Origin of the sequence: Chlorogloea sp. CCALA 695, from assembly GCF_003003885.1 — a bacterium.
Lineage (GTDB): Bacteria > Cyanobacteriota > Cyanobacteriia > Cyanobacteriales > Chroococcidiopsidaceae > Aliterella.
In genome coordinates this window covers 17495-30099 of the sequence record NZ_PVWN01000031.1, presented here as the reverse complement: position 1 = coordinate 30099, position 12605 = coordinate 17495, and the positions used below count along the sequence as shown (strand labels likewise).

At 41.3% G+C, this 12605-nt stretch carries 14 protein-coding genes and 1 tRNA gene; 5 read left to right on the top strand and 10 right to left on the bottom strand.

The genetic code is table 11. The annotated features are described in order from the left end of the window. The first annotated feature begins 2 nt into the window (after positions 1 to 2). Together C7B70_RS15595 and C7B70_RS15590 are read left to right on the top strand one after the other, a co-directional pair. On the top strand, positions 3 to 632 hold the full coding sequence (locus tag C7B70_RS15595) for a YqiA/YcfP family alpha/beta fold hydrolase (protein ID WP_106369942.1): 630 nt from the start codon (positions 3 to 5) through the stop codon (positions 630 to 632). 9 nt (positions 633 to 641) lie between these two features. After that, positions 642 to 1787, top strand: coding sequence for a histidinol-phosphate transaminase (locus C7B70_RS15590; RefSeq protein WP_106369961.1), 1146 nt, complete (start codon positions 642 to 644; stop codon positions 1785 to 1787). On the opposite strand, the gene C7B70_RS15585 is transcribed toward C7B70_RS15590, so the two are convergent. Continuing rightward, positions 1784 to 2257, bottom strand: coding sequence for a hypothetical protein (locus C7B70_RS15585; RefSeq protein WP_199192295.1), 474 nt, complete (start codon positions 2255 to 2257; stop codon positions 1784 to 1786). The genes C7B70_RS15590 and C7B70_RS15585 overlap by 4 nt on opposite strands. Before the next feature lie 512 nt (positions 2258 to 2769). Further along, positions 2770 to 3384, bottom strand: coding sequence for a GNAT family N-acetyltransferase (locus tag C7B70_RS15580; RefSeq protein WP_106369940.1), 615 nt, complete (start codon positions 3382 to 3384; stop codon positions 2770 to 2772). Positions 3385 to 3540: 156 nt separating this feature from the next. Here C7B70_RS15580 and C7B70_RS15575 point away from each other — a divergent pair. Then, positions 3541 to 3611: transfer RNA gene (locus tag C7B70_RS15575), tRNA-Gly, on the top strand. 80 nt (positions 3612 to 3691) lie between these two features. On the opposite strand, the gene C7B70_RS15570 is transcribed toward C7B70_RS15575, so the two are convergent. From C7B70_RS15570 to C7B70_RS15555, 4 genes are all read right to left on the bottom strand, one after another. Continuing rightward, entirely contained in the window at positions 3692 to 4069 is a 378-nt protein-coding gene (locus tag C7B70_RS15570; protein WP_106369939.1) for a low temperature-induced protein, read from the bottom strand. Positions 4070 to 4258: 189 nt separating this feature from the next. Next, entirely contained in the window at positions 4259 to 4555 is a 297-nt protein-coding gene (locus tag C7B70_RS15565) for a hypothetical protein (RefSeq protein ID WP_106369938.1), read from the bottom strand. 40 nt (positions 4556 to 4595) lie between these two features. Beyond that, positions 4596 to 5657, bottom strand: a complete 1062-nt coding sequence (locus C7B70_RS15560) for an ABC transporter permease (protein WP_369831886.1) — start codon at positions 5655 to 5657, stop codon at positions 4596 to 4598. Between the two features lie 5 nt (positions 5658 to 5662). Next, positions 5663 to 6181 (bottom strand): adenine phosphoribosyltransferase, encoded by a 519-nt coding sequence (locus C7B70_RS15555; protein ID WP_106369936.1) that lies wholly within the window; start codon positions 6179 to 6181, stop codon positions 5663 to 5665. Positions 6182 to 6504: 323 nt separating this feature from the next. On the opposite strand from C7B70_RS15555, the gene C7B70_RS15550 reads away from it, so the two are divergent. Both C7B70_RS15550 and C7B70_RS15545 read left to right on the top strand, forming a co-directional pair. Further along, the gene (locus C7B70_RS15550) at positions 6505 to 7116 is read left to right on the top strand and encodes a DUF3038 domain-containing protein (RefSeq protein ID WP_106369935.1); all 612 of its coding nucleotides are present in this window, start codon (positions 6505 to 6507) and stop codon (positions 7114 to 7116) included. Further along, entirely contained in the window at positions 7113 to 8054 is a 942-nt protein-coding gene (locus C7B70_RS15545) for a DUF4335 domain-containing protein (protein ID WP_106369934.1), read from the top strand. The genes C7B70_RS15550 and C7B70_RS15545 overlap by 4 nt, the downstream gene beginning before the upstream one ends. Positions 8055 to 8157: 103 nt before the next feature. Here C7B70_RS15545 and C7B70_RS15540 read toward each other — a convergent pair whose 3' ends face one another. From C7B70_RS15540 to C7B70_RS15525, 4 genes are all read right to left on the bottom strand, one after another. Then, positions 8158 to 10422: a transglycosylase domain-containing protein gene (locus C7B70_RS15540; protein WP_106369933.1), complete on the bottom strand. Its 2265-nt coding sequence runs from the start codon at positions 10420 to 10422 to the stop codon at positions 8158 to 8160. A 219-nt stretch (positions 10423 to 10641) separates the two neighbouring features. Beyond that, positions 10642 to 11325, bottom strand: coding sequence for a hypothetical protein (locus C7B70_RS15535; protein WP_106369932.1), 684 nt, complete (start codon positions 11323 to 11325; stop codon positions 10642 to 10644). A 132-nt stretch (positions 11326 to 11457) separates the two neighbouring features. Then, on the bottom strand, positions 11458 to 11931 hold the full coding sequence (lspA, locus tag C7B70_RS15530; RefSeq protein WP_106369931.1) for a signal peptidase II: 474 nt from the start codon (positions 11929 to 11931) through the stop codon (positions 11458 to 11460). A gap of 80 nt (positions 11932 to 12011) precedes the next feature. After that, the gene (locus C7B70_RS15525; protein ID WP_199192294.1) at positions 12012 to 12593 is read right to left on the bottom strand and encodes a biotin transporter BioY; all 582 of its coding nucleotides are present in this window, start codon (positions 12591 to 12593) and stop codon (positions 12012 to 12014) included. Positions 12594 to 12605: the final 12 nt, after the last annotated feature.

Sequence of the window (12605 nt, the reverse complement as noted above, 5' to 3'; positions counted from 1 at the left end):
CATTGGATTACATCTATCTCCATGGCTTTGCGTCTAGTCCTAATTCTGCTAAGGCGCAGTATTTCCGCTCCGCTTTTGCAGAATTAGCCATTGATTTAAAAATCCCAGACTTAAATCAGGGTAATTTTTCTAAGTTGACAATAAAGCGCCAAATAGAGCAAGTATTGGCGCAATTTCCCCCATCTCCTACGCCTGTAACCTTAATTGGCTCAAGTTTGGGCGGTTTAACGGCGGCGCTAATAGCTGAAAAATCATTGCAAGTTCAAAGGTTGGTATTACTTGCGCCAGCCTTGGAATTTTTATCGCACTGGCTACCACAAATAGGAGAAGCCAAACTAAAACAATGGCAAGCCGAACAGCAATTAATGGTCTATCACTATGCTGAGAAGCGATCGCTGCCTTTAAATTACAATTTTGTCATTGATGCCGCCAATTATCAAGATAAACTGTTATTGCGCCCTGTTTCTACGTTAATTTTGCATGGTTGTCATGATGAAGTTATCCCCATCACCGCCAGCCGTAATTTTGCCTCCTCTCGCCCTTGGGTACAGCTAATTGAACTCAACAGCAATCATGCTTTAGCGGACGTAATCACCCAATGGCAGCAAATTAAAAGTTTTATCATTCCCTAAAAAATGTCTATGCTTCCTTTTCTTCGCTCCGACTTAGACTTAATTCGCGCCTACAAAGCCCATCCTGGTAGCAATACGAGTCAACCTGTAGCATCCACCATTGATCGCCTAGATACTAACGAATCGCCCTACAACTTGCCTAGCGAACTCAAGCAAAAACTAGCTTGGACTTACCAAGAAGTAATTGAAAGCAACCGCTATCCTGACGCGGGACACGAAGAACTAAAGGCAAAAATTGCCGAATATGTTAACGAATCAGCTAATACTAATATTACTGGTGCTAATATCTCCGTTGGCAATGGTTCCGATGAAATTATCCGCTCTATCCTTATAGCAACTTGTGTAGGAAATGAAGGATCAATTTTAGTTGCCAATCCTACTTTTGGAGTTTATGCAATTTTTGCTCAAACTTTGGGGATTCCTGTAATTAGTCTAGAGCGATCGCCCCTTAATTTTGAAATGGATTTAGCCGCCGCTCAATTGGCTATTACTCAAACCCAAAGCCCACCAATTAGAGTTGTTTTTGTTGTCCATCCCAATTCCCCCACTGGTAACGCTTTAACTACCAACGAATTAGCATGGCTACAAAGCTTACCAGCACATATTTTAGTAGTAGTAGACGAAGCTTACTTTGAATTTAGCCAAAACACCGTTGTTAACCAACTTGCACAGCGCCCCAATTGGTTAATATTAAGGACATTCTCTAAAGCGTTTAGATTAGCTGCTCATCGTGTCGGTTATGCGATCGCACACCCCGCAGTAATTTCTGCTCTAGAAAAAATCCGCTTACCGTACAATCTACCTACTTTTTCTATCGCCGCCGCTCTAGTCGCTCTCCAACATAGGCAACTATTATTAAATGTAATTCCCCAATTACTAGCAGAGCGGGTTAAATTAACTCATAATTTAGCTCAACACCCAGCTTTACAGGTTTGGGAAAGCGCCGCTAATTTCATTTATTTGCAACTTAAAACCAAATCTTCCTGCACTGAAGAACTTTTAAATCTGGTTAACGAGCAGTTAAAAGCCAAGGGAACTATAGTCCGTCATATTAGCGGTGGATTAAGAATTACTGTAGGTAGCCCAGACGAAAACCAGCGCACTTTAGACCGCCTCGAAGCCGCTTTATCCCTTCTTACGCCTATCTCTTTCTAGAATTTACTTTTTTGCCCATTAAAACTACTATAAGAACGGCGTACAGCACTTACTGTTTGCGGCAATACGCCGACTAATAAAGCAAAAGCTTCATCGGGCAGTTGTGCTACCGTTTCCGCATCAAAATACTGCTCAAATTGTTCTAAAATCTTTTGTACTCGCTGCTGCGGTGTTGGCTTTTCGGTAATTTGTTTCATTAAGCGAATCCACTGCCGCCTAATTAAGTACGCTTTTTGCCTTTCCTCGTGAGAATCGGGAGCTAACAAAGAGAGATTTCCCACAGGCAATGCTAACTGACAATCAAGGTCATGAATGCTTCCTACGGCTGCCCCCGGCCCTGCAAACTCAGCATGGAAACCTTTGTAGAGAATCAATCCGTTACGACGACGGCTATTGACCACTAGCACTTGTCCACTGTGAAGCATTTTTACTATTTCTGGGGCGTTTTTTTCTTCACTGGGATTTGTCATTTCACTAGCACCAAAAGAACTAGCGATACAAATACCTTGAGCAGCCAAATTATCCAGTGCCACCTTAGTTTGATGACGCTGATAGTTTTCGCTATTCATCTGGTTTCCTGTGAGTGTAGGCATGATGAACAGCCATAAAGAAAATCAAAACATTTAATTTTCTTCGCTCACCATAGACTATCTATTTATTAAAATAAATAAGCCGTTGAACGCAAGAATACTTCTATTTTATTGCATTTAATCAAACTAAATGGTTATAGTTTGAAGTCTTCATAAAGATTGGTTGTGAATAATGTAAACATTTTGTAAAGTTTCTAAATTTAGTCTAAGAACTGCGAGCGCAAAAAAGCTAATTAATTTAACTAACCCTGTTTTTGTAACATTAATCACTAAATATCTCTAACCAAATAGCAGTCATGTAAATAGATGACAGTTTAAGAAAGGCTACTAATGGAGTTACTTTTAAAGATAATGTGTAGAATTTTAGCCAGATAAAATAAAGGCAATTTTATCTAGGGCAAATGCTTAGATAACAATATTTGTTGCGGTCGTCCAAACATCCGGTTGCTCCAACTATTATCAACTCGATGCAATCGATAGCCTAGTTTGAAGTATAGCTGCCGGGCTTGATAGTTGTTTTCTAAGACATGGAGATAAATGTCATGGAATCCCCACTCTAAAACTGCTTGTTCGCAACTTAGCAGTAATTGTGCCGCAATCCCTTGACGACGACTTTTTGGGCGCACTGCCAAATTTGACAAATATGGATAGCGTAAATGACTATTGCCCCAAGGTATCGTACTGGGACGTACGGCTATTTCTAAAGTGCCAGCTAAAGTTTCTCCACCACTACAAAGATTTCCTGCGGTTTTTACTTTAACTGTACTATCGAGCGCCACTAAACACCTATGATGAGGAGCCTTAGTATGTAAGCGATTCCGCACATCTTCAGCTATTCCCAGGCGCAATAATGGGTAAGCCCAGCCTAGCAACCCGTCTTTAGTATGAAAACTATCGGCAAGAATTTCAGCAATGGCGCTTACATCTTCAAGTTCAGCCGCCCGAATTTGCAAGTAGTTGTGAGATTGACGATCTTCTGCTGGTTGATGATCGGTGGAAAAAGACAAAGTTTTGTAAAAATAATATCTATCGTAAATATCCTAAACGATTTTGGCAATAGCAACCGCAAGCTCTAGCTCGAAGCAAAAATCTCTTGTTAAATAGTTAAAGTTTTATAAAAGTATGTTACAGTAATAATTCTGCAACAATTGCAAAGCGAAATCGCGGGTGTAGTTTAGTGGTAAAACCTTAGCCTTCCAAGCTAATGATGCGAGTTCGATTCTCGCCACCCGCTTCTAAAAAACATCCCCACTGTTCTACAACAATGGGGATGTTTTAACAACTAACAAAAATTACTGGGCTGTTGGTTAAAACCTAGTTTTTGTCTTTTCTACCTGTAATTGCTTCTAGAAAATTCTTTGATTTGTCTTCCACAGAAATTGCACTTTGAGAATTGTCTGAACGGCTCATTTGGTCAAAGTCGGCAGATCCCTGGATTTCGTTTAAACCTTGATTGGCTTTATCCTTTGTTTCTTCCTGGGAATAGGGGTCTTTTAAAACTGCTTTTTGAGCTTCTTTTTCAATACTTTGAAGATTTGCTTCGCCTTGCTGGGGAGAAGACTTACTGCTAGTCGGATTTACAGGATCGGCAGATGCTGGAAAAGCATTTGAAAACAATAATAAGGCGCAAACACAAGCAGCTACTAAAAAACGAACTGGACGTAGTGCAGACATATTAAAACGGATACTCATACCAATTTCTCCTGGTGATAGCAATTATTATTTAGACCTTTATAGAGCTACTAATAAGTATTTGTTAACTTGGTAAAACTCAGTAAAAATCTAAACTATTATTTCTATTACACTAAAACGTTGCTTTTAATACATCTACATCAAGACAGATATTTTGCTGCCTATTTTTACAATTTAAGGAGAAAAATCTTAATTTTTCGCTAAAAAATCAATTTTTGGTAATAGAGGATCTTGAACAATTCCTACACCTTTAAATCCCCATCTTTGCAGCAGGTTTCCTAATTGATTGCCAGAAATAGATTCCACAACAAATTTTTCTCTAATATCAAAGCCGTGAGTGTTTAGATAACTTAGAGCATCAAAGCTTTCGTTGAAAATCAACAGGTATTGAGAATTTTTAACTGGGCTATCTTGATTATCTAAGTGAGCAACAAGGTAACTGCCATCAGCTTTAGAGCGAAGCAGATAATGGGATTGCGAAAGCATATCATACCAAAAATTAAATTACTTTTTGTGTCTAAAATTATTAATTAATGTTTTCTAGGCGAATCCGAGGATCGACAACTTTAAGTAGTAAATCAGCAAGTAAGTTACCAACAATTAACATTACAGCACCCATAACCAAGCTTGCCATCACAACATAAAGGTCTTGAGCCGTTACAGCTTGCAAAATCAATCTTCCTAAACCTGGCCAATTAAAGAAAAATTCGGCAATAAATGCCCCGCTTAACAAACTAGCTAATTCAAAACCCAACAGCGTAATCAAAGGATTGACTGCATTTCGCAACGCATGAACATAGATTACTCGATTTTCTGGCAATCCTTTAGCTCTAGCCGTTTGAATATAATCTTGGCGCAATACATCTAATAATTCACCGCGCGTAATTCGTTGCAACCCAGCAAAGCTAGTCACACTTAAAGCAATAGTTGGCAAAATCATATGCCAAACAATATCTAAAAACTTCCCCACAATCGATAAATCGTCATGATTAATGCTCGTCATATCTCCCACTGGAAATAATGGCGAAATATTTTGCGCCATTATTAGTAGCAATAAAGCTGTAATAAAGCTAGGGAAACCTTGCCCAGTGTAGCTAATAACTTGCAAAATGCGGTCTATGGGACGATTTTGTTTAACGGCGGCGACAATACCCAAAGGAATAGCGATCGCCCAAGTTACGATTAATGATGAAATGGCTAGTAACAATGTCGGCGGTATCCGTTCCCACAACAGCGATGCTACCGAGCGCTGATAGACGAAACTCTGTCCAAAATTACCTTTACTAACTACTTGCCATAGCCAGCGCTTGTACTGTTCTAGCCAAGGTAAACCCAAACCAAATTGTACGCGCAGTTCCTCAATTCGCTCTGGGGAAATCTTGGGATTTGTTTTCAACGTGCTTAAATAATCCCCTGGCGCTAATTGAATAATAAAAAACGACAATGCAGAAGCTAGTAATAATGTCAATAGCGCCTGCAATACTCGTTTAACGACATAAACAAAAGTTTCGCTAGTAAAAAACCTAGTTAACCAATTTCCCGCCGCCGTTAAAGAAACTTTACTAAAAGTCATATTTATCTCAGCGATTTTAGCTAGTATTCTATCAACGACACGATGGGAACTGAGGGCAAAACTTTTCGCCCGTGCAAATCTTTTAGCTCGATAATAAAGCCAAAACCCACCAATTCACAGCCGATTTTTTCGACTAGCTGCGCGGTGGCTTTAGCGGTTCCTCCCGTCGCAATCAAGTCGTCAATAATTAATACCTTGCTTCCTGGGGCTAAAGCATCTTGATGGACTTCTAAGCAGTCTGTACCGTACTCTAAATCGTACTCCACCGAATGCACCGCACCAGGCAATTTTCCACTCTTGCGGACAGGAATAAATCCTAGGGATAACTTGTAAGCCAAAGGCGCACCAATAATAAAGCCCCGTGACTCCATGCCAATAATATAATCAGCAGTTAAGCCAAGAAGAGCGGTTTTTTCGGCTAAACTATCGATGGTATAGCGCAATCCAACGTGATCGCTAAGTAGAGTAGTAATATCTCGGAACATAATTCCGGGTTTAGGAAAATCGGGAATATCGCGAACCAGTGATTTCAAATCCATAGCAGTTGTAGGCAGAATCAATAAATTGATCGCTTTAAAAATAGAGAGTATCGAAAAAATCGTACACTATCATAGTTAGATTGTTCTGATAATCGCATTTTTATTGATAATTCTCTCGCCCGTAGCAAAATCCGCAAACTTATTTTTTAGAGGAAAAAACCTTAAATACATTCAAGAAACTACCGTCGTTGAGCTAATTGAAGTAAAAATTAGTTAACTATCGCGCCAATGTTGGGAATAATAACTAAAGATTCAGCTTAAATATATTTGTTATTTGGCGAACAGCCCATGCACCCGCCCAGTTTGTAAGGAAAAATGCTTTTGTGAGCGTCCAGCCATTAGATACCCCCGTTGAATCACTGCCACTAATTTTAGACAGTTTACCAAATCCATCTGTCGAGGAAAGAGCGTGTCCGCAAAGAACTAGGTTACAACTTGACTTAATTTTACTAGCTATTGAGGCTTTGGAGCTTGGCGGCTCAGAAGCTATTTTAGGATTAGCGCGTGAATTAGAACTAACAGATATTATTAAAAATCGCGTAAATTTATGGCGGATGCGGAGTACAAACCCGCTCAGGAGAGCGCATACTCGTCGCCCTTTAAGCATAGTTGAGGCAAAAGCTTTAGCCGTTGTTGCGTGTTATTTGGCAAGACGGTTAACCGCAGTAATTCGTCAATTGCTAATTGTCGTTCAGCAGATGAGCGACAAACAAATTCCGTTGGAACAGAATTTACGACTAGCTAGTTATTTAGAGCGGTTTCAAGCTCATTTCAAAAGCCGGATGAATCCTCGAAGATCAGGAGCGATCATTTACCATAGCAAAGAAAAATCCGACGAACTAGCAATAAGCTTATTAGAACAATTGCTGTTTTGTACAGGAACATCGGGAATGCAAAGGTTTTGGATTAGTTTGTTTGATGGGGAAGTAGAATGACCATTCAACGCAAGTACAGCTTGCCAAGCTGCGTATTAGTGGTAGAGGGTTTGAATACTACGGAAACGAGCGCCTTACTTAGCGACGGTAGACCCGTATTATCGATGTTAGTCAACGTTGAATGTCATTTTCCCAACTCTGGGCAACCGCCGTTAAGCGGCGGACGAGAGTTTTTAGATAGTCTGGTAAAGTCTGCAAGTAGCTATACTCAGGAATTTTTGAGTAAAGTTGCCCTGCGTCCAGGATCAAAACAAGAGCCAGAATTGGTGCAGTTACACAGATTAGACAATCATCGGCATCAATTGATTGTCCGCGATACTCCACAAGTTGAGCCAGTTAAGATCGATTTAACGACGGTACAACTATTTGACTTGGTAGAAGCTGTAGATCAATTATTGGCAGATAGCCGCACTTTACCGGATTTGGCACTAAAAATTAAGCCGATTTCAAAGCGTAACGTTACTTCCCGCCAAGATGTAGCCAAACAAGCCGTCCCCGCCGCGTTGGGAGTATCAAGTTTAGCCTTAGCCGCGATCGCATTTTTCTTAGTCCCCATCCCCGAAGTCCAACCACCCAAACCTGTAACCCAGTCTAGCAGCCAGTCAAATTCAGCTAATCGAGTGCCAGAAATAAGCGATCCAGTGCAGTTATCAGCTTTAAGACAGCAACTATACAATCAGCTAGACTCCTCCTGGAAAACGCGGAATTTAACCCAAGACTTAAGTTATCAAGTAGTTGTATCTCCCCAAGGTGCGATCACAGGTTATAAAGGGCTTGACAATATCTCTAGCAACCAAATCGACCAAACACCGATAAAAAGCCTATTTAAGCCTAGCAGCGCTACGCCAAAACCCTCTCCTCAGCCTATAGCTCAGTACAAGGTAGTATTTGCTAAAGATAATAAGTTGCAAATTACTAATTGGACGGAAAATAAATAGGGTATTGCTGATTAGATGGATTTTGGCAAGGAGACGTTGCATTGCAACGTCTCTACAACAAGAATGTTGCAAATTTTTGGCATAGTTGGCAATTTATCGCTTTTTACTGCACAACTTTCCGCATATAACTACTCCATAAACGAGCAGCTTGAGCGCTACTACCGGAAGTTGGGGAATTATTATCATTTCCAAGCCAAACTCCCGTGACAATCTGCTGACTAGGCACAAAGCCAATAAACCACAAATCCACGTTGTTGTTAGTTGTACCTGTTTTACCCGCTTCTCCTAAACCAAGGGCTGCACTTCTCCCTGTACCGCGTTCTATCACACCCCGGAGCATACTCGTCATTGTATTGGCTATTTGGGGAGACAATACCTGAACGTTAGCGTTAGGGCTTTGGTCAAAACTATAAATCACCCGGCAAGTTTTTAAATCCTGCCGATTTGGGCAATCGCTGCTATCGAGAATGCGACTAATCAAATGAGCGCGATTCCACTTGCCATTATTAGAAATTGCTCCAAAAGCGCCAGTCATTTCTAATACATTTACTTCACTTTGCCCCAAAACCAACCCCGGTACAGGATTTAGCGGCGAAGTAACGCCTAATCGCGTTGCCATTTTGACTACTTTATCTAGCCCCACGTCTTGAGCTACTCGCAGGGCGATCGCATTTTCTGATAGTGCAAGCCCCGTTGCCATGTCTACACTACCGCTAGAACGTTCGCAACTGCGATATCCTTGCCCACTCCAACTTAAGGGCGCACAAGAATAAAATTTGCCTGGAGAAATGCCTTGCTCGATGGCGGAAGTATAAGTAAATAGCTTAAAAGTTGATCCGGGTTGACGCTTGGCTTGAATAGCGCGATTAAACTGACTTGCGCGATAACTTGTCCCACCTACTAGCGCCCTAACTCCCCCAGTGCTGGAATCGAGAGTAACCACCGCTCCTTGAGAAAAGCCATACCTACTACCAGTATTACTTACAGTATCACGCAAAGCTGATTCTGCTTGAGCTTGCATTTTGGGGTCTAACTGCGTCTCGATAATAAAATTGCCTTCGTTGGCTAAGTCTTTGCCTAACAAGCGTTGCAACTCTTGAAACACCGAAGCATAGAAATAGGGAGCAATAGTATTTGCTTGCTGTTCGCAGACTTTGCGGCTAATTTCAATCGGCGATCGCCTAGCCCTATTTGCTTCGTCTTGACTAACCAAGCCTTGCTCTGACATCCTGGCTATGACTCGATTGCGGTAATCAACTGCTTTTAGTCCATCACTATTACCACACAAATCAAAAGCGTTAGGAGCAGGTAAAATTCCCACCAAAGTAGCCGATTGTGCCAAGGTTAAATCTTTAGCCGCGCGATCGAAGTAGTAACGCGAAGCATCTTCAAAGCCGTAGGTATCTGAACCTACATAAATTCGATTTAAGTAAGTAAGTAACAAAAAATCTTTACTATAAAACGTCTCTAACTTCAGCGCTACTACCGCCTCTTTTAACTTGCGCCCCAAAGAATCTTCCGCCCCTACATAATCTCTAAACAAGCTACGAGCGACTTGTTGCGTAACGGTACTAGCTCCTTGCTGAAATCCTTTGCCCTGTACGTTGATTAGTACCGCCCGTAATATCCCAATGGGATCTACTCCTACGTGCCAATAAAAGCGGCTATCTTCCGATGCTACTACCGCCTTGGGTAAATAGGTTGAAAAGTCTGTTAAGAGCTTCATATCTACGTGGGCAGTAGTCCGGGGAGGACGTAACGGGGTTTCGCCATCGCGGGCATAAATAACTACAGGCCCTTGGGTGGGCGAAGGTAAAGGCAAAACAGAAAACTTTGTTGATTCTAAACCAATTGCTAAAGCTACTAAAGCTGTTACACCACTGACCCCGTAAGCTGCCCAGGTAGCAGCTTTAACATACAAAGGTGGCTTATCAACGTACTGTACTTTTACCGAGGCTGCAAGCTCTGGAGGGCCAAGGGTAAATACATCGCCGTGACGCAAAGCTAACTTATCAATCCGGCGCTTACCTTGATAGATGCCATTAGTAGAATTTTCGTCTTTAATGGCAAAAGGTGACTTGCGATTATTGACATCCCGCGACAAAGATAAATGTACTTGACTTACTACCGGGTTGCGGACAACAATATCGCAAGACTTTGAACTACGACCAAGTAAATAGCGATCGCCCAGCAATGGATAAACTTCTGCCTTATCTGCTCCTGCCTCCTGTATCCACAATTCCGGCACTCTAGCTTTAGGATTTAGTGATAAAGCCTGAAAATTTACCTTTGCTTGAATTGTTTGTACTGCTTGGGTTACTTGCCCGACAAATGTTTGCGGTTTTACAGGTGGCTGGGGAGGACTCATAATATGGCGACTTCTTTGGGATTACTTATACAACATTAAAATTGAGTATAGAAAATCTAAAAATTTTTCTTTAAATCTATTTTACTTGCAAGCTGTACAACCTGTTGCTCGTCTAAATTTCACCAATTTAATTGCTTTTGAAGCATACTAAGTTACTTTAGACATATACATCAAGGTAGATTTTTGCGACCCTATCCTTTGTTCTAATGTTCGGAAAGCTTAATTGAGGTTAATTGGTGTGAAGGCGAAATATTTAACCATCATTTGCACAGCATTTGCATTGGCAGTAACTGGTAGTGTTGCTCTAGCACAATCCGGTACTGAGACAAAAACTCCAGAAATTGAACTTTCCCCAGAAGGGTTCAAAATTCTGTGCGAGCGTTTTCCGCTCAATTCCCGTTGTCCTGGTGGTGCTAGCGTAACTACACCATCCACAGGAACAACCACAACTCCCGAAACACAACCATCTCCAACTCCCTCCGCGCCCGATCCGGGAACAACAGAGGTTCCACCTACAGATACACCATCCCCTGGCGGTGCTAGCGATCCTATGCCAATGCCGTCACCAGAGGGTACTCCGCCACCTACAGATACAACATCTCCTGGTGTTCCTGGCGGTGCTGGCGATACCATAAATAATCCATCAACGCCACCAGCCGACTCTGGCACTCCACCTACAGATACAACATCCCCTGGTGTTCCTGGCGGTGCTGGCGATACTATAAATAATCCATCAACGCCACCAGCCGACTCTGGCATTCCACCTACAGATACAACATCCCCTGGTGTTCCTGGCGGTGCTGGCGATACCATAAATAATCCATCAACGCCGCCAGCCGACTCTGGCACTCCGTCTACAGATACAACATCTCCTAGTAATCCTGGCGGTGCTGGCAATGGCACAATCCCCGAAGGAAGTCCACCCCCTACTACTCCCTAGTTGATTTAAAGTAAAACTAAGTTACAGTTTCTTAGTTTGGTTTACAAAGTTACTGTTTAGATAACGTGAGTTATCTAAACAGTAACTTTTTTTAATTAAGGGCGATTATTCTGGGAGCTTGGTTTTATGAAACTATCTACCAACCAACAAATAATTCCTAGGTTAATAGACACATCCGCTAAATTAAATACTGCAAATCGAATTAAGCGTAAATCTATGAAATCTACAACGCTACCAAAAATAAATCTATCAATTCCATTGCCCATTGCGCCGCCTAAAAGCAGCCCATAACTTATTTGTTCGAGCTTTTTTAATTTGCCGCCAAACAAGGCAAAGCTCATTAGACCTAAACTAACAAACAAAGATAGCCAGCGTAGTATAGAAGTATTGCCAGCAAGCAGGCTAAAAGCTGCTCCGGTGTTTCTAACATAAGTAAAATGAAATACGCCTGGTATTAATGGCTGGGTTTCTAATAAATTAAAGTTTTGAACTACCCAATACTTAGTAGCTTGGTCTAAGCACAGGCTAATACTAGCAATAATCCAAAATATCCTATTTTTTAAAACCATAATAATTTGCAAAAACCGCAGAAAAAGTTAAACTTTTGAACTGGAAGCAGCTATAAGTGAAAAATAAATTTAAGTGAGTTTTAATAAAACATCAAGTGTCTTAACCCGTAAGCTACAACTGTGACAGCACAAACTACTACTAACTGTCCTGGCAAAGGGTATAAAGAATATTTAAGAGCTAACTGTAATAAAGGTAATTGAGAATTGACCCAGTTGAAAGTATGACCAAAAATTAAATAACTTAATCCGGTCAGATGAACCGCCGCCAAGCCAAAAAAGCAACTAAAGGCAAGAGATTCTATTTTTGGCTGAGTTTTGAAAGCTAATAGACCACAAAGCCACGCACCGGGAATAAACCCCAATACATAACCAAAGTAAGGCTGTCTTAAATAGTCAACGCCACCACCTTGAGAAAATACAGGTAGCCAAGTTAAGCCAAGTAATAGATAAGCAATTTGAGAAATCGCTCCAGCATTCTTACCACCGACACAACCTATTAGTAGCACTGCGCCAATTTGATAGGTGACACCCAAGAAAAAAGTTTGCACCCCGCTATCATCCCAGTTCAAAGGTGAAGTGGTAATGTAAGCATCTAAAAAAGTACCGCCAATAGTTAAGAGTAAGCCGATAAAAGCCCACATTATTTGATTGGGAGCAGTCACGGTGAGGATACA

Coding starts and splice junctions, on each gene's coding strand:
- C7B70_RS15590 (WP_106369961.1), top strand. CDS start 642: ATGCTTCCTTTTCTTCGCTCCGACTTAGACTTAATTCGCGCCTACAAA.
- C7B70_RS15585 (WP_199192295.1), bottom strand. CDS start 2,257: ATGACAAATCCCAGTGAAGAAAAAAACGCCCCAGAAATAGTAAAAATG.
- C7B70_RS15570 (WP_106369939.1), bottom strand. CDS start 4,069: ATGAGTATCCGTTTTAATATGTCTGCACTACGTCCAGTTCGTTTTTTA.
- C7B70_RS15565 (WP_106369938.1), bottom strand. CDS start 4,555: ATGCTTTCGCAATCCCATTATCTGCTTCGCTCTAAAGCTGATGGCAGT.
- C7B70_RS15555 (WP_106369936.1), bottom strand. CDS start 6,181: ATGGATTTGAAATCACTGGTTCGCGATATTCCCGATTTTCCTAAACCC.
- C7B70_RS15545 (WP_106369934.1), top strand. CDS start 7,113: ATGACCATTCAACGCAAGTACAGCTTGCCAAGCTGCGTATTAGTGGTA.
- C7B70_RS15540 (WP_106369933.1), bottom strand. CDS start 10,422: ATGAGTCCTCCCCAGCCACCTGTAAAACCGCAAACATTTGTCGGGCAA.
- lspA (WP_106369931.1), bottom strand. CDS start 11,931: ATGGTTTTAAAAAATAGGATATTTTGGATTATTGCTAGTATTAGCCTG.